The sequence below is a fragment of the Paraburkholderia sp. IW21 genome, from assembly GCF_041321145.1.
Lineage (GTDB): Bacteria > Pseudomonadota > Gammaproteobacteria > Burkholderiales > Burkholderiaceae > Paraburkholderia.
On the sequence record NZ_JBGGWA010000004.1, the window covers coordinates 297,403 to 313,677 of the forward strand.

The 16,275-nt window shown below is 61.5% G+C and carries 17 protein-coding genes; 13 read left to right on the forward strand and 4 right to left on the reverse strand.

Going from position 1 to position 16,275, the window contains the following annotated elements:
- The first annotated feature begins 174 nt into the window (after nt 1–174).
- From ACAX43_RS11785 to ACAX43_RS11795, 3 genes are all read left to right on the forward strand, one after another.
- Nucleotides 175–1,470: a class I SAM-dependent RNA methyltransferase gene (locus ACAX43_RS11785; protein WP_370708570.1), complete on the forward strand. Its 1,296-nt coding sequence runs from the start codon at nt 175–177 to the stop codon at nt 1,468–1,470.
- Between the two features lie 195 nt (nt 1,471–1,665).
- Nucleotides 1,666–2,049 carry a VOC family protein gene (locus tag ACAX43_RS11790; protein WP_370708571.1) on the forward strand — a complete coding sequence of 128 codons (384 nt, stop codon included), beginning with the start codon at nt 1,666–1,668 and terminating at the stop codon, nt 2,047–2,049.
- A 64-nt stretch (nt 2,050–2,113) separates the two neighbouring features.
- Nucleotides 2,114–2,854 carry a helix-turn-helix transcriptional regulator gene (locus ACAX43_RS11795; RefSeq protein ID WP_370708572.1) on the forward strand — a complete coding sequence of 247 codons (741 nt, stop codon included), beginning with the start codon at nt 2,114–2,116 and terminating at the stop codon, nt 2,852–2,854.
- 45 nt (nt 2,855–2,899) lie between these two features.
- Here the strand turns inward: ACAX43_RS11795 and ACAX43_RS11800 are convergent, their stop codons facing one another.
- Genes ACAX43_RS11800 through ACAX43_RS11810 form a run of 3 tightly spaced genes read right to left on the reverse strand, consistent with a single transcriptional unit; the run spans nt 2,900 to nt 5,850 of the window.
- The gene (locus ACAX43_RS11800; protein WP_370708573.1) at nt 2,900–4,354 is read right to left on the reverse strand and encodes an NAD(P)(+) transhydrogenase (Re/Si-specific) subunit beta; all 1,455 of its coding nucleotides are present in this window, start codon (nt 4,352–4,354) and stop codon (nt 2,900–2,902) included.
- Nucleotides 4,354–4,680 (reverse strand): NAD(P) transhydrogenase subunit alpha, encoded by a 327-nt coding sequence (locus ACAX43_RS11805; RefSeq protein WP_370708574.1) that lies wholly within the window; start codon nt 4,678–4,680, stop codon nt 4,354–4,356. Before ACAX43_RS11805 ends, ACAX43_RS11800 begins: the two co-directional genes overlap by 1 nt.
- Before the next feature lie 27 nt (nt 4,681–4,707).
- The gene (locus ACAX43_RS11810) at nt 4,708–5,850 is read right to left on the reverse strand and encodes a Re/Si-specific NAD(P)(+) transhydrogenase subunit alpha (protein WP_370708575.1); all 1,143 of its coding nucleotides are present in this window, start codon (nt 5,848–5,850) and stop codon (nt 4,708–4,710) included.
- A 186-nt stretch (nt 5,851–6,036) separates the two neighbouring features.
- Here ACAX43_RS11810 and ACAX43_RS11815 point away from each other — a divergent pair, with 186 nt between their 5' ends.
- From ACAX43_RS11815 to ACAX43_RS11830, 4 genes are all read left to right on the forward strand, one after another.
- A complete protein-coding gene (locus tag ACAX43_RS11815; protein ID WP_370708576.1) occupies nt 6,037–6,519 on the forward strand; it encodes an NUDIX hydrolase in 483 nt (160 codons plus the stop codon).
- 113 nt (nt 6,520–6,632) lie between these two features.
- Complete coding sequence (mnmA, locus tag ACAX43_RS11820) at nt 6,633–7,778, forward strand: tRNA 2-thiouridine(34) synthase MnmA (RefSeq protein ID WP_370708577.1); 1,146 nt, start codon at nt 6,633–6,635, stop codon at nt 7,776–7,778.
- Nucleotides 7,779–7,999: 221 nt separating this feature from the next.
- On the forward strand, nt 8,000–9,610 hold the full coding sequence (locus tag ACAX43_RS11825) for an FMN-binding glutamate synthase family protein (RefSeq protein WP_370708578.1): 1,611 nt from the start codon (nt 8,000–8,002) through the stop codon (nt 9,608–9,610).
- A gap of 159 nt (nt 9,611–9,769) precedes the next feature.
- Nucleotides 9,770–10,627, forward strand: coding sequence for an FkbM family methyltransferase (locus tag ACAX43_RS11830; protein ID WP_370708579.1), 858 nt, complete (start codon nt 9,770–9,772; stop codon nt 10,625–10,627).
- A 112-nt stretch (nt 10,628–10,739) separates the two neighbouring features.
- Here the strand turns inward: ACAX43_RS11830 and ACAX43_RS11835 are convergent, their stop codons facing one another.
- The gene (locus ACAX43_RS11835) at nt 10,740–10,868 is read right to left on the reverse strand and encodes a hypothetical protein (RefSeq protein ID WP_370708580.1); all 129 of its coding nucleotides are present in this window, start codon (nt 10,866–10,868) and stop codon (nt 10,740–10,742) included.
- A gap of 232 nt (nt 10,869–11,100) precedes the next feature.
- Between ACAX43_RS11835 and ACAX43_RS11840 the strand changes: the two genes are divergently transcribed.
- The 6 genes from ACAX43_RS11840 (at nt 11,101) to glyS (ending at nt 16,272) form a co-directional block, all read left to right on the forward strand.
- On the forward strand, nt 11,101–11,418 hold the full coding sequence (locus ACAX43_RS11840; RefSeq protein WP_370708581.1) for a hypothetical protein: 318 nt from the start codon (nt 11,101–11,103) through the stop codon (nt 11,416–11,418).
- Between the two features lie 22 nt (nt 11,419–11,440).
- A complete protein-coding gene (locus ACAX43_RS11845; protein WP_370708582.1) occupies nt 11,441–11,803 on the forward strand; it encodes an Imm8 family immunity protein in 363 nt (120 codons plus the stop codon).
- A 270-nt stretch (nt 11,804–12,073) separates the two neighbouring features.
- Nucleotides 12,074–12,427, forward strand: a complete 354-nt coding sequence (locus ACAX43_RS11850) for an immunity 8 family protein (RefSeq protein WP_370708583.1) — start codon at nt 12,074–12,076, stop codon at nt 12,425–12,427.
- 91 nt (nt 12,428–12,518) lie between these two features.
- Nucleotides 12,519–12,884: an immunity 8 family protein gene (locus ACAX43_RS11855; protein WP_370708584.1), complete on the forward strand. Its 366-nt coding sequence runs from the start codon at nt 12,519–12,521 to the stop codon at nt 12,882–12,884.
- Between the two features lie 265 nt (nt 12,885–13,149).
- Nucleotides 13,150–14,157, forward strand: a complete 1,008-nt coding sequence (gene glyQ / locus ACAX43_RS11860; protein WP_370708849.1) for a glycine--tRNA ligase subunit alpha — start codon at nt 13,150–13,152, stop codon at nt 14,155–14,157.
- Between the two features lie 15 nt (nt 14,158–14,172).
- A complete protein-coding gene (gene glyS / locus ACAX43_RS11865) occupies nt 14,173–16,272 on the forward strand; it encodes a glycine--tRNA ligase subunit beta (protein WP_370708585.1) in 2,100 nt (699 codons plus the stop codon).
- The last annotated feature ends 3 nt before the right edge of the window (nt 16,273–16,275 follow it).

Consider the following 16,275-nt stretch of genomic DNA (forward strand, 5'->3'; position numbering starts at 1 on the left):
TTCTACATGGCCGTAAAATCGCGCGACTTGCGGCGCAATGCCGTAAGTCCGCTGCGCGGCGCGATCTGGCGACGGGTGCTCAAGCATCCGCTCGAACCGGGGTGGCCGATGAAACCGGCCTCCCATTCCGACCGCGTACAATAGCGCCTTATCTAACGCCTTCCGGCAACCTCAATGTCCTTCGATTTCTTCCTCCCCTGTCCGCGCGGCCTTGAAGCCTCGCTCGCCACCGAACTCGCCGAAATTGCCGCGAAGCACCTGAACGGCGCACCGTTCACGGCCGGCGCGCAAGTGCCGGGCGGCGTGCATTTCCGCGGCGGCTGGGCCGCCGGCATGGCCGCCAACCTGCACTCGCGTCTCGCGAGCCGCGTGTTGCTGAAAATCGCGCATCGACCATATCGCAGCGAACAGGACATCTACGCGCTCGCGCTCGAACAGCGTTGGGAGCAGTGGTTCTCGGCGAACGAAACGCTGCGGGTGGACGTCACCGCGATCAAGTCGCCGCTGCGCAGCCTCGAATTCACGACGCTGCGTGTCAAGGACGCGATCTGCGACCGTCTGCGTGAAGTCAGCGGCGCGCGTCCGAACATCGACACCGCCATGCCCGACGTGCGAGTGTTCGCGTTCCTCACCGCCACCGATTGCACGCTCTATCTCGACACCTCCGGCGATCCGCTCTTCAAGCGCGGCTGGCGCCTGGACAAGGGCGCGGCGCCGCTGCGCGAGAATCTGGCGGCGGGCATCCTGCGTCTGACCGGCTGGACCGCCGGCACCCCGCTGTACGACCCGATGTGCGGCAGCGGCACCTTCCTCGCGGAAGCCGCGCAAGTGGCACTGGATATCGCCCCGGGCGCCGAACGCCGCTTCGGCTTCGAAAAGCTCAAGCAATACGAAGCCAAGACCTGGCAAACGCTGAAGGCCGCCGCGCTGGACGCGAAGCACGCCGCCCGCAACTCGCGCGCCGATCTGCAGATTTTCGGCAGCGACATTTCCGGCGACATGCTCGACAAGGCGCGCGCGAACTTCCAGCGCGCCGGCTTGCCGACCATTCCGCTCAAGCAGGTCGATGCGCGCGGCATGACAGCGCCATCAACGGAACCCGGCATCCTCGTCGCCAATCCGCCGTATGGCGAGCGGATCGAAGTGCGCGGCCGCAATGCGCGTGGCGAAATCCGCGAAGGCCGCGCCACTCGCGAAGGCCGCGAAGATGACGGCTTCCACCGCGCCCAGGAAGAAGCACCGGACAGCGAGTTTTTCCAGTCGCTCGGCGATGCGCTGAAGCAGCGCTTCACCGGCTGGCACGCATTCATCCTGACGTCGGATCGCAAGCTGCCTGGTCAACTGCGTCTGCGTGAATCGACCAAGACGCCGCTCTTCAATGGCGCGCTCGAATGCCGGCTGTTCCGCTTCGATCTGATCGCGGGCAGCGTTCGCCAGCGGCCACAGAACAACGATACGCCCGCCGCTTAAGCCGTCGCAGTGCAGCACCGAAAGCCGCGGACGTGTTCCGCGGTTTTTTTTCGCCGTACGCCGGTTGGCCTGCCTCCGCTTTCGCACCTCCTGCCACACCCTACTGACACTACGCTGTCAGTAGCACCCCCGCACACTTCTTCTCACGCCATCCGGCGCTTTGCACGGCTTACCCGCCATCCACAGGAGAGTGTCATGTCCGCATCATCCAAAGTTGTTGCATGGTTCGAGATTCCGTCCGTCGATTTCGATCGCGCCGTTCGTTTTTACGAAACCGCGCTCGACGTCAAACTGGATCGCCAGGAAATCGGCGGCCAGCCGATCGCGATCTTCGGCTACGAGGAACCGGCCACCGGCGGCGCGATCATCCACAGCCCGTCGATGACGCCCTCCGTGGACGGCGTGCTCGTCTACCTGAACGCGCAACCCAATGTCGACGCCGTACTCGCCCGTGTCGAAAAGGCCGGTGGCAGAACCGATGGTCCGGTGATCAAGCTGCCGCAGGACATCGGTTACATCGCATTCTTCACCGACACGGAAGGCAACCGCCTCGGTCTGCATTCGCGGACCAACGGTTAACGCCACGCGGCGCGCCGGCGCGGCGGCCAGCCAGCGCCGCGCAGAAGGCTGACCGGGGCGCGGCATGCGGCGCTATCATCGCGGGACTGTCCCCGTCCTTTTCTACAAGACGCCCACGATGACGCGCCGCGCCGACCGCCTGTTCCAGATCGCCGAACTGCTGCGCGGACGTCGCCTGACCACCGCGCAACAACTCGCCGACTGGCTCAATATCTCGTTGCGCACGGTCTACCGCGACGTGCGCGATCTGCAATTGTCAGGGGTGCCGATCGAAGGTGAAGCCGGCATCGGCTACCGGCTGAGCCGCGCGGCGAGTTTGCCGCCGCTCACCTTCACCGCCGATGAACTGGCCGCACTCGCCGCGGGCGCGCGCATGCTCGAATCGTGGGGGGGCGCCGGCTTTGCAAGCGGCGCACGCGGGGCATTGGCGAAGATCGCCTCGGCAATGCCTGCCGACAAGCGCGCGACGCTTGAACGTCTTCCGATCTTCGCGCCGTCGTTTCACATCAAAGCGGATTTCTCGGCGAAGGTGGACGCGTTGCATCGCGCGATCGACGCACGCCAGGTAGTGAGCTTTGCCTATACCGACGCGAACGGCGCAGCCACCGAACGGCGTGTGTGGCCGCTCGCGCTTGCTTATTGGGGCGCGCGCTGGACGCTCGGCGCATGGTGCGAACTGCGGAGCGATTTCCGCAATTTCGGGCTGGAGAAGATCCAGGATCTTCAGGTGCTCGAACCGTATCCGGATCAGGAAGGACGACGGCTGGCGGATTTGCTGCGGCACGTCAATGCGAAGCCTCGGTGAGGTTCGCGGCCCGCCGCGAGGCAGGCCGCGTAGCACAGTGACCCGCTATTCCACCGCCTTCACCATATCCTCGATCACCTTCTTGGCGTCACCGAACACCATCATCGTCTTGTCCATGTAGAACAGGTCGTTGTCGAGGCCCGCGTAACCTGCCGCCATCGAACGTTTATTCACGATGACCGTGCGCGCCTTATACGCCTCGATGATCGGCATCCCCGCGATCGGCGACTTCGGATCGTTCTTCGCGGCCGGATTCACCACGTCGTTCGCGCCGAGCACCAGCACGACATCGACCTGACCGAACTCGCCGTTGATCTCGTCCATTTCGTAGACCATGTCGTACGGCACTTCGGCTTCGGCGAGCAGCACGTTCATGTGTCCAGGCATCCGTCCGGCCACCGGGTGAATCGCGTACTTCACCTCGATGCCCTTCTCGACCAGCTTGTCGGTCAACTCCTTCAACGCATGCTGCGCGCGCGCCACGGCAAGACCGTAACCCGGCACGATCACCACGGTTTCAGCGTTGCCGAGCATGAACGACGCGTCGTCGGCCGAACCGGATTTCACCGGACGTTGCTCCGCCGACCCGCCCGCCACGGCCGCGCCCGGCTCGTTGCCGAAGCCGCCGAGAATCACATTGAAGAACGAGCGGTTCATCGCGCGGCACATGATGTACGACAGGATCGCACCCGACGAGCCCACCAGCGAACCGGCGATGATCAGCATGGGATTGTTCAGCGAGAAGCCGATACCCGCCGCCGCCCAGCCCGAATACGAGTTGAGCATCGACACCACCACCGGCATGTCCGCACCGCCGATCGGAATGATGATCAGCACGCCGAGCACGAACGCGATCAGCGTCATGATGATGAATGGCAACCACATTTGCGTGAGGAAGAAGATCACGCCGAAGCCGAGCATCGCGAGCGCGAGCAGCAGGTTGATCAGGTGCTGTCCCGCATAGACGACCGGTGCGCCCTGGAACAACCGGAACTTGTACTTGCCCGACAGCTTGCCGAATGCGATCACCGAACCGGAGAACGTAATCGCGCCGACGAACGTGCCGATGAACAGTTCGACGCGATTGCCGTAGGGCAGGAAGCCCGGAAACGTATTCTCGGGGTCGACCAGGCCGAAGGCGGACGGCTCCGACACCACCGCATACGCAATACACACGGCAGCGAGACCGATCAGCGAGTGCATCGCCGCGACCAGTTCCGGCATCTTGGTCATCTCGACGCGCGCCGCGACGAACGCGCCGATCGCGCCGCCGATCACCAGCGCGACCAGCAGCAGGCCAAGCCCGAGCGCGAGATTGGAGCCGAGCGAGGAAGCTTGCCTCGCGATCAGTGCGATGGTCGTGAGGATCGCAATCGCCATCCCGACCATGCCGAAAGTGTTGCCGATGCGCGCCGTCTTCGGATTCGACAGCCCCTTGAGCGCCTGAATGAAACAGACCGACGCGACCAGATAAAGCAGCGTGACGACGTTCAGACTCATTACGCTTTCTCCTTGGCAGCCGCGGGGAGCTTCTTCGGTTCCTTCTTGCGGAACATCTCCAGCATTCGCCTCGTGACGAGAAAGCCGCCGAACACGTTGACCGCCGCGAGCGCGACGGCAAGCGTGCCGAAGAACTTGCCGGGCGTGCCCAAGGTCAGTCCCGCCGCCAGCATCGCGCCGACGATCACGATCGCCGAGATCGCGTTGGTCACGGCCATCAGCGGCGTGTGCAGCGCAGGCGTGACGTTCCAGACGACGTGGTAGCCGACATAAATCGCCAGCACGAAAATGATCAGGTTGATGACGGTGTGGTTGATGACTTCCATCGCCGCTCTCCTAGGTAGTATTTAGCTTCAGACTTTGCGCGCGACTTCGCCGTCACGGGCCAGCAGCGTGGCCGCGACGATGTCGTCCGCGAGATCGATGTTCAGGGCGCCTTCCTTCGTGATGATCAGCTTGAGGAAGTCGAGCAGGTTGCGTGCGTACAGCGATGACGCATCGGCGGGCACCATCGAGGCCAGGTTCGTGTAGCCGACGATCTGCACGCCGTTCCGAGTGACGACCTGGTCTGCTTCGGTCAACGGACAGTTGCCGCCGCGCCGCCCTTCGTACTCGGCGCCGCGTCCTGCCGCCAGGTCCACCAGCACGGAGCCGGGTTTCATCGCTTGCACCGTTTCGACGGAGATCAAGGTCGGCGCGGCGCGGCCCGGGATCAAGGCGGTCGAGATCACCACGTCTGCCTGCTTCGCCCGTTCGTGGACCAATGCGGACTGGCGCGCAAGCCACCCCGGCGGCATCGGCCGCGCATAACCGCCGACGCCCTGCGCGGCTTCGCGCTCCTCATCGGTTTCGTACGGGACATCGAGAAACTTGGCGCCGAGCGATTCGATCTGCTCCTTGACCGCCGGACGCACGTCGGACGCTTCGATCACCGCGCCCAGACGCTTGGCGGTCGCGATCGCCTGCAAACCAGCCACGCCCGCGCCGAGAATCAGCACGCGCGCCGCTTTCACGGTGCCCGCGGCGGTCATCAGCATCGGCATGAAGCGCGGATAAAGCGTCGCCGCCAGCAGCACTGCCTTATACCCGGCGATGTTCGCCTGTGACGACAGCACGTCGAGGCTCTGCGCACGCGTGGTGCGCGGCGCGGCTTCGAGCGCGAACGCGGTGACGCCGGCCGCGGCGAGTTTCAGCGCGTTGTCGGCGTTAAAAGGATCGAGCATGCCGACCAGCGTCGCGCCGCGCTTGAGCAGCGGCAGTTCGGCATCGGTCGGAGACTGGACCTTCAGGACGAGATCGGCGCCGAACGCGGTAGCCGCGTCGACGATTTCAGCGCCGGCGGCCATAAAGGCATCGTCAGGAAAGCTCGCGCCGGTACCGGCGCCGCTCTGGATCGTGACCCGGTGGCCCTGGGTCACGTACTTCCTGACCGTCTCGGGCGTCGCGGCGACGCGGGTTTCGTGCGCGCGCGTCTCGGCTGGCACTCCGATGTGCATCGTGGTTTCTCCTCGACTTCCTGATTTATGACAGACCCGCCGACGAAGCACGCCGGCTTGCTAGCGCAACGGCTAACGCCTCACTTTAACCGAAAGAGGGGGGTGCGCCGAAATCGGGGACAATCCGGGGGGCTTGGCTGCCCGCTTCCCGGCAGCCCACGCCCATAAACGGTAAAATGCGCACCCATGAAACCGGAAACCTGGCTGCCGCACGTCACCGTTGCGGCTATCGTCGAGCGCGACGGGCGCTTTCTCGTGGTCGAGGAACATACCGTCGACGGCCTGCGCCTGAACCAGCCCGCCGGCCATCTGGAAGCAGGCGAAACGCTTCTGGAAGCGGTGATCCGCGAAACGCTCGAAGAAACCGCACATCCGTTCACGCCCGAGGCGCTGGTCGGCATGTACATGACACATTTCGAGCGTCCCGAAAGTGAAGGCGTGACGTATCTGCGCTTCACCTATTGCGGCAAGAGCGGCGAGCAGGACGCGGAGCGCACGCTCGATCCCGATATCGTCCACACGCTGTGGATGAGCGCCGACGAGTTGCGCGCCTGTCCCGAACGGCATCGCACGCCGCTCGTCATGCAATGCCTCGACGATTACCTCGCGGGGCGGCGTTTCCCGCTCGACTTCGTGCACACGCATTCGGTCGGGCATAAACAGGCATAACGGGCCTAGGCCCGTCATAAACGGCCTAAGCGGTTATGAGCGGCCAATCAGGCGACCGGGCAACGCGGTCGGCGCACGATCAATGAAGTCACGCAGTACCCAGTGAGCATCTTATGAGCAAGCAGAAAGTCGTAGTAGGCATGTCGGGCGGCGTCGATTCGTCGGTTACCGCGTGGTTGCTGAAGGAACAGGGCTATGACGTGGTCGGCCTGTTCATGAAAAACTGGGAAGACGATGACGACAGCGAGTACTGCTCGACGCGGCAGGACTGGATCGACGTCGTCTCGGTGGCGGACCTGATCGGCATCGACGTCGAAGCGGTCAACTTCGCCGCCGAATACAAAGACCGCGTGTTCGCCGAATTCCTGCGCGAATACTCGGCCGGCCGCACGCCGAATCCGGACGTGCTGTGCAACGCCGAAATCAAGTTCAAGGCCTTCCTCGATCACGCCATGTCGCTCGGCGCGGAAACCATCGCGACCGGCCACTACGCCCGCGTGCGCGAGAACAACGGCCGCTTCGAACTGCTGAAGGCATTCGATCATACGAAGGATCAGTCGTACTTCCTGCATCGGCTGAATCAGGCGCAATTGTCGAAGACGCTGTTTCCTTTAGGCGAGATGCCGAAAACCAAAGTGCGCGAGATCGCCGAACAGATCGCGCTGCCGAATGCGAAAAAGAAAGACTCGACCGGTATCTGCTTCATCGGCGAGCGGCCGTTCCGCGACTTCCTGAACCGCTATCTGCCGACCCAGCCCGGCCCGATGAAAACCACCGACGGCAAAGTGGTCGGCGAACACATCGGCCTCGCGTTCTACACGTTCGGCCAGCGCAAGGGCATCGGCCTCGGCGGCAGTAAGGACGGCAGCGGCGAGCCGTGGTTCGTCGCCGGCAAGGATATCGAGTCGAATACGCTGTATGTCGCGCAGGGGCACGATCATTCGTGGCTGCAAAGCCATACGCTGAGCGCGGGCAATACGAGCTGGGTGGCGGGCGAAGCGCCGTCGGAAGGTTTCGCGTGCGGCGCGAAAACCCGCTACCGGCAAGCGGATGCAGCCTGCACGTTCAGTGCGGCGGGCGCCGCAGAAGGTCTCTTCGAGCTGAATTTCGACACCGCCCAATGGGCTGTGACACCGGGGCAATCCGCGGTGCTCTACGATGGCGACGTTTGCCTGGGCGGCGGCATCATCGAACACGCGGTGACCGGGCAGCCTGTGGCGCGCCAACCGCAAAAGGCCGCGCTGCTGACCGCCCGCTGAGCCATGAGGTGGTTCACCGTGCGGCTGCGCTCGCTGTCACCGCAGCGCTTCACCTTCATGCCTCATTTTCGAGCGTCACACGTCACCCACGCGTTTCATCTTCAAGCCGTAGCTAGCTGCACCATAAAAAGCAGTTGTTCGTTTCCCTTTGCGGCGGATTCCGTCTACGCCGACAGCGTCGACGATCCCTCCGTGACGATCTTCACTGCACTGGAGTCCTCATGTTTTCTCGACGTTATCTGGCGATGTGGTGCGCAGTCGTTCTGCTCGCCATCTGCGCGGCACTCGCCGCGACGCATCACATTTCAGGGTTCTGGGTCATCGTGCCGGTGGCGCTCGGCGCACTCGGCCTGTTCGATTTGACGCAGGAACGCCACGCGATTCTGCGCAACTATCCGCTGTGGGGCCACTTCCGCTTCCTGTTCGAATTCATCCGGCCGGAAATCCGCCAGTATTTCGTGGAAGACGACACCGACGAGAAACCGTTCTCACGCGCGCAACGCAGCATCGTCTACCAGCGCGCGAAGAACGACGTCGATAGCCGCCCGTACGGCACCGAGCTCGACGTCAAAGCCGTCGCGCACGAATGGATCAGTCACTCGCTCGCGCCGACCACGCTCGATAACCACGATTTCCGTATCGTCGTCGGGCCGGACCGCAAGCAGCCTTACTCGATGTCGATCTTCAACGTCTCCGCGATGAGCTTCGGCTCGCTGTCGGCGAACGCGATCATGGCGCTGAACCTCGGCGCGAAGAAAGGCAACTTCGCGCACGACACCGGCGAAGGCTCGATGTCGAAATACCACCGTGAGCACGGCGGCGACATCATCTGGGAAATCGCCTCGGGCTATTTCGGGTGCCGTAACGACGACGGCACCTTCAGCGCGGAGAAGTTCGCGAGGCAAGCCGCCGAGCCGCAAGTAAAGATGATCGAGGTAAAGCTCTCGCAAGGCGCGAAGCCCGGTCACGGCGGCGTGCTGCCGGCCGCGAAGATCACGCCGGAGATCGCCGAGACGCGCGGCGTGCCGATGGGCCGCGATTGCATCTCGCCCGCTACTCACTCCGAATTCTCGACGCCGCGTGGCCTGCTCGAATTCGTCGAGCGTTTGCGTACGCTGTCTGGTGGCAAGCCGACCGGGTTCAAGCTGTGTATCGGGCATCCGTGGGAATTCTTCGGCATCGCGAAAGCGATGCTGGAGACGGGCATCTTGCCGGACTTCATCGTGGTCGACGGTGCGGAAGGCGGCACGGGCGCGGCTCCCTTGGAATTCACCGATCACGTCGGCGTGCCGTTGCAGGAAGGCCTGCTGCTGGTGCACAACACGCTCATCGGCATCGGCTTGCGTCAGCGCATCCGCATCGGCGCGAGCGGCAAGATGATTACCGCGTTCGACATCACCAGGACGCTGGCAATCGGCGCCGATTGGGTCAACGCGGCGCGCGGCTTCATGTTTGCGGTGGGCTGCATCCAGGCGCAGACCTGCCATACCGGCCGCTGCCCGACCGGCGTCGCGACGCAGGATCCCGTGCGTCAGCGCGCTTTGGTGGTACCGGATAAGGCCGACCGCGTATTCAATTTTCATCACAACACGTTGCACGCGTTGAAGGAAATCATTCAGGCCGCGGGGCTCAAGCATCCGGCGGAACTGCGCGCACATCATATTGTGCGGCGGGTGTCGTCGCATGAGGTGCAGTTGATGTCGGAGCTGTTGAAGTATCTTGAGCCGAACGATCTGCTGACGGGCAACTATCGCTACACGCTGTACGAGAAATATTGGCCCTTGGCGCAAAGCGATTCGTTTGCACCGAAGGTTGAACTGGCTGCGACTTGATTCAGTGGTGAAGGCGATCGGCTAGCGGGTCGATCGTCGCAGAGTCTTAGATTTTGACGGCGAGTTCTTGCTGAAAAATAAGAATTCTTAAGAACTCGTCTTATATACAAGTACTGCAGCGGGCCGTACATTCGCGTGGTCTTCTTTCGCTGCTCATTCATGGTCACACCCTCTTCCCCTGCTGCTCCGCTGCCGCTCGGCACGCACACACAACTCGTCCAGACCCGTCATGGCTGGATGCTCGCCAATCCGAACGACTTCTATCTCGGCCGGGCACTCATCGAATACGGCGAATGCAGCGAGCTGGAATCCGCCGTACTGCGGCAGTTGCTGGTGCAACCGGGCATCGTCGTGGAAGTCGGCGCGAATATCGGCGTACATACCATCGTATTGGCAAGGGAAGCGCAGGCGCGCCGTCAGGTGCTGGTCGCTTTCGAGCCGCAGCCTGTGATCTTTCAGAACCTGTGTGCGAATCTCGCGGCCAACGGCTTACGCAATGTGCTGGCCTGGCCGTATGCGTGTGGGGCGACTGCAGGGACGCTGCATTTTGCGCGACCCGACTATGACGCACCGGGCAATTTCGGCGGCGTGTCGATGCAGGCCGAGGCTGCGGCCGATACGATCCCGGTTCCGTGCGTGCGGCTGGACGATGTACTGCGTTCGCATACCGTGGGACTGCTGAAGCTCGATGTGGAAGGATACGAGTTGAGCGCGCTGCTGGGCGCCGAGGAAACCATCACCCGCTCGCGGCCGGTGATTTACGTGGAGAACGACCGGCTCGATCGTTCGCAGGCGTTGATCGAGTGGCTGTGGTCGAAGCAATACCGGATGTGGTGGCATTTGCCGCCTTTGTTCAATCCGGGGAATTTCTTCGGGCGCGCGGAGAATATTTACGGCAGGCTGCTGTCATGCAATATGCTCGCGCTGCCGCGGGAGTTGGAGATGGAGATTGATGGGTTTGTCGAGGTGACGGATTCGAGTTCGGCGACGCATGCGTTGATGAGTTTGAGCAGTTAGGGGACACCTACGTGCGAACAAAACTACTCCACACACCCGATAACGCGATGTTTTTCTACACAATTATCGCGCTCGGCAAGCTCTTCAAACATTTCGAGCCAGCGCCCGGTCGCTACACGCCGATGATGCCGCCAAGTGCACCCAATTCTACCGTTGCACCCGCATCGCTCTGCGAATCGTTGATCGTGTCCTTGTCCAAAATGACGCGAACCGGATGCTCGCCTTCGTTGTGGATGACCACATTTATGGCCCGCTCCTCATTTTGATATCCGTTCGCCGGGCGTTGTCCAAGCGCACGCGTGATCCCTGCGCTCTCAGATCGCTCGGATTGCGAGTCACACGGTAGTCATGCGTGTGACTCCGCGGAGTGGTAGCGCAATCAGATTTTTCGGAATTGTCGGATTTCAAAATATTTCATTTTCCTTAAAAGTGCTTACGCCTCTAACGGCATAAACAACAACTAAAGGAGCGAAATGAAAGATCGAAATTTACCTGGCGGCTCGGCGGGAATGCTGTACCGCCTGCTGACCGGATTCATGCTGTTACTGGTGGCATTCGGCGCAAACGCGGATGACAGCTGCTGGTCGCTTTACTCAAAGTCGGGAGCGACACCGGGCACGCCAATGTGTCGCCTTGACGTGGCGAGCAATACGCCGAGCGGCATGGGCAGCTACGGCTGTAGAAACGACATACCGGAAAGCCAAACAGTCCTCAGGCTACGACAGGCGTTCAAGCCAATTTCGAGTCGCGGACCGTTCCACGTGGAGAGTGGATTAATAACGGTCATTTAAACATTCTTCCATAGGGCAAAAAATGCGAGCAGAATTAAAATCCATTGAATCAGCAGACATTATTTTCGATAAGTACAGTCCAGAAGACGAATACTGCTTCTCCTTTCCGGTCCAAATGGTGATCGGGTCCGAAGAATGTCAAGGGGGAAATCTCTTCCAAATGACTGTCTGTACGCCCGCCTGGATCGCCACGGAAAATCAAGGGAAAGTAGCAGTCGTAGGGACCGGGTTGCTGGTCGTCTTCAGATATGACTGGCCGGCAATCCTATCGGCGATCCGGGAGATCGTTAGTTCATATACAGCCGATGATTGGGAAGCACTCGCTCAGAAACTGAGCCGAATCGCCCACTGGGAATTCGAGGACTACCGCCCGTACCAGGGTTAAGCGGAAAATAGCCAAGGCGCGAGCAATCGTGCCTTTTTCGTTGCTGCGGCGTGAAGGGCCAGTCGTCTTCCCAGGTCTGGACTACAGAGCGTCTAGTCGTGACGACTCGATACTGATCAGCGAAGACGGTTTGATGCGATATAGACCTCCCAGCTCAAAGGACAGTCCCTACGCTACGACAGAAGTGCAGACAAGATTTTAACCACGGCTTGTTCCTCACGGTGAGTGCAAAAGTAACGCTCATCTAAACATACGCCCATAGGACCAACGATGCGTGCTGAACTGAAGTCGGTCGACTCTCCGGATGTCGACTTTGAAACGTACTGGCCGGAAGACGAAGCCTGTTTTTCTTTCCCGATAGAGCTACGTATCGGGCCGGAAGGGAGTAACGCGTCTGACATTTTTCAGATGACGGTGTGTACTCCAGGCTGGCTGACTAAACAGAATGCCGGAAAGACCGCCGTGCCAGGTGAAAACTTGTTGATAGTTTTCGGCTACAACTGGCCGATGATTCACTCCTACCTCCAGAATCGTATCAATCGAATGATGGCGGACGATTGGCCTGCTCTCGCCCTGAAGTTGAGCCGTTTCGCAAGATGGGAATTTGAGAGTTATCGGGCGTAGGGTTTTTCATGGATTCAGTAGGGCAAAAAATGTGAAATGAAACCTCGCCAAACGGGCCGTCATACGTGAATGGTCATTTGAATATTGCGCCATGAAAGCAGAAGCCAAGACATTCCATTCCGTTGAAATCGAAAGTTTTCTTGACGACTATCGTCCTGCCGATATCAGTAACTTCGGCACATGGATACGTGTAACGATCGGGACATCCGGATCGCCGGCAGCAGACGACTTCCAGATACTGGTTTGCACGCCGACCTGGCTCGACTCATACATTGAAGGCGAGAAAGATGGCGTGGCTTGGGGGCGTCATATGCTCATCGTGTCCCATTACGATGTAGACCCGATAAAGCGCGCCGTTGAGCGTCTCGTGAGCCGGTGCAGTAGCGATGATTGGGTGACCACGGCAAAAAAGATTGCTCGTTTTGCTCAGTGGGAGTTCGAGGATTACGCGGCGTAAGGCCGTCGGTTTAACGAAAAGGCGCGAACGATTCACGCCTTTTTCATTGCCGCCGCGTTGAGGCTACTGGTGCTGATTTCTTCCGGCCGCACCAAATGACAACGGGCCACTCATGGCGACAAGTTGTCGTTTGACGAACCAGCCGCCCCGCCAAAACGGACGCCCCCCTCCCTTTCCGTTAAAATCTCCGGTTTAGCACTTCGCTCCACGGCCAGCTCGCGCGCTTTGGCGTTTGCGGCGCGGCCCTATGCCCGAAAGGCACTTCATGCTCACGTTTCAGCAAATCATCCTGACCCTGCAGTCCTACTGGGACAAGCAGGGTTGCGCATTGCTCCAGCCGATCGACATGGAAGTCGGCGCGGGTACGTCCCACGTCCATACGTTCCTGCGCGCAATCGGTCCGGAACCGTGGCGAGCCGCCTATGTGCAGCCGTCGCGCCGTCCGAAAGACGGCCGCTACGGCGAGAACCCGAACCGTCTGCAGCATTACTATCAGTACCAGGTCGTGCTGAAGCCGGCACCGGAAAACATCCTCGACCTCTACCTCGGCTCGCTTGAAGCACTCGGCTTCGACCTGAAGCAGAACGACGTGCGCTTCGTCGAAGACGACTGGGAAAACCCCACGCTCGGCGCTTGGGGTCTCGGCTGGGAAGTGTGGCTGAACGGCATGGAAGTGACCCAGTTCACCTACTTCCAGCAGGTCGGCGGTCTGGATTGCAAGCCGGTGCTCGGCGAAATCACCTACGGTCTCGAACGTCTCGCGATGTATCTGCAGAAGGTCGAGAACGTCTACGACCTGGTCTGGACCGAGTGGGAAGAGCAAGGCCCGAACGGCCCGGAACTGCGCCGCCTGACGTACGGCGACGTGTACCACCAGAACGAAGTCGAACAGTCGACCTACAACTTCGAGCACGCGAACGTCGATCTGCTGTTCACGTTCTTCAACAGCTACGAAGCGGAAGCGCGGCGCATGATCGAAGCGCAGATCGCGCTGCCCGCTTATGAACTGGTGCTGAAGGCCGGCCACACGTTCAATCTGCTCGACGCCCGCGGTGCGATCTCCGTCACGGAACGTGCAGCGTACATCGGCCGGATTCGCGCGCTGTCGCGTCTGGTTGCACAGGCTTACTACGACTCGCGCGAAAAGCTCGGTTTCCCGATGCTCGGCAATCCGGTGCACGGCGTGCCCGGCCTCACGACCGACGAACAGGATGCAGCCATGCCCGCGTGGGCACCGCCGCTGAAAGTCGAACGCAAGATCGATCCGGACTGACGAGAACACCTAGAAATGACTCAACCCCATCAAGCTACCCTGCTCGTCGAACTGCTGACCGAAGAACTGCCGCCGAAAGCGCTCGCGCGCCTCGGTGACGCTTTCGCCGAAGGCATTGCGCAGCGCCTCGCGGCGCGCGATCTGATCGAAGGTGAACTGTCGTTCGATCGGTATGCGACGCCGCGCCGCCTCGCCGTCACGATCAGGAACGTCCGCGCGGTCGCGCCGGAAAAACACGTACGCGAAAAAGTGCTGCCGGTTTCGGTCGCGCTGGACCAAGACGGTCAACCGAGCGCACCACTCGCCAAGAAACTGGCCGCGCTCGGCTTCCCCGATTTTTCGGTGAACGATCTGGAACGCGCGCAAGACGGTAAGGCCGAAGCCTTCTTCCTGCGCTACGCCGCGCCCGGCGCCACGCTCGCCGAAGGCCTGCAAACCGCGCTGGACGAAACGCTCGCCAAGCTGCCGATCCCGAAGGTGATGACATATCAGCGCCCGGACGGCACGAATGTGCAGTTCGTGCGTCCGGTGCATCGTCTGACCACGTTGCACGGCGAACAGGTCGTGCCGGTCAGCGCACTGGGTGTCGATGCCGACGACACCACGCTCGGCCACCGCTTCCTCTCCGAAGGCTTCGTGCAGATCCAGCACGCTGATTCGTACGCGGACACGCTGATGCACAAGGGCCGTGTGGTCGCGAGCTTTGCCGACCGCAAGGAAACCATCCGCACGCATCTGCTCGCGCAAGCCGAAGGCGATCAGGTCGTGATGCCGGAATCGTTGCTGGACGAAGTGACGTCGCTGGTCGAATGGCCGGTGGTCTACGCCTGCCGTTTCGAGGACGAGTTCCTGCAAGTACCGCAGGAATGCCTGATCCTGACCATGCAGACGAACCAGAAATACTTCGCGCTGACGGATGCGAGCGGCAAGCTGCGCTCGCGCTTTCTGATCGTGTCGAACATCGAAACGGCGACGCCGGGCGACATCGTCGAAGGCAACGAACGCGTGGTGCGTCCGCGTCTGGCCGATGCGAAGTTCTTCTTCGAGCAGGACAAGAAGAAGCCGCTCGCCGACCGCGTGCCGCTGCTCGCGAACGTCGTGTATCACAACAAGCTGGGTTCGGCGTTGCAACGCGTCGAGCGTGTTGAAGGGCTGGCCGGCGCGATCGCCGGACTGATCGGCGCGGACGTCGCGCTCGCCAAGCGCGCCGCACGTCTCGCCAAGGCCGATCTGATCACCGACATGGTCGGCGAATTCCCCGAACTGCAAGGCACGATGGGTACGTATTACGCGCGCCATGACGGCGAGCCGGAAGAAGTCGCGCTCGCGTGCTCGGAACACTATCAGCCGCGTTTCTCCGGTGACGCCTTGCCGGCCACGGCAACCGGCACCGTCGTCGCACTGGCGGACAAGCTCGAAACACTGGTCGGCATCTGGGGCATCGGCCTGCAGCCCACCGGCGAGAAAGATCCGTTCGCGCTGCGCCGTCACGCGCTCGGCGTGCTGCGGATTCTGGTCGAGAAGCAACTGCCGGTCGACTTTGTCGAACTGCTGCGCACCGCTTACGCGCAATTCTCCGCCGTGCCGAACATCGCTGATTCGACGCAAGCGATCTACGAATTCAGCATGGATCGCCTGCGCGGTCTGCTGCGTGAGCGCGGCTACGCACCGGGCGAAATCGACGCGGTGCTCGCACTCAACCCGACTCGCCTCGAGGACGTCGTCGCGCGTCTGGATGCGGTGCGCGAATTCGCTGCGCTGCCCGAAGCGGCATCGCTCGCGTCGGCCAACAAGCGCATTTCGAACATCCTGAAGAAGTCGGAAAGCGCAGCGACCGGCGGTGTGCAAGTCACGCTGCTGATCGAAGCGGCGGAAAAAGCGTTGCATGCGCAGCTCGAACAAGTCACGCCGCGCGTGCAATCGCAACTCGCCGCACGTGACTACACGGGCGCGTTGACCGCGCTCGCCGCCTTGCGCGAACCGGTCGACACGTTCTTCAACGACGTGATGGTCAACGCCGACGATCCGGCGTTGCGCGCCAACCGGCTGGCCTTGCTCGGCGCGCTGCATCAGCAGATGAATTGCGTCGCCGACATTTCCCGGCTCGCCGCCTGAGCC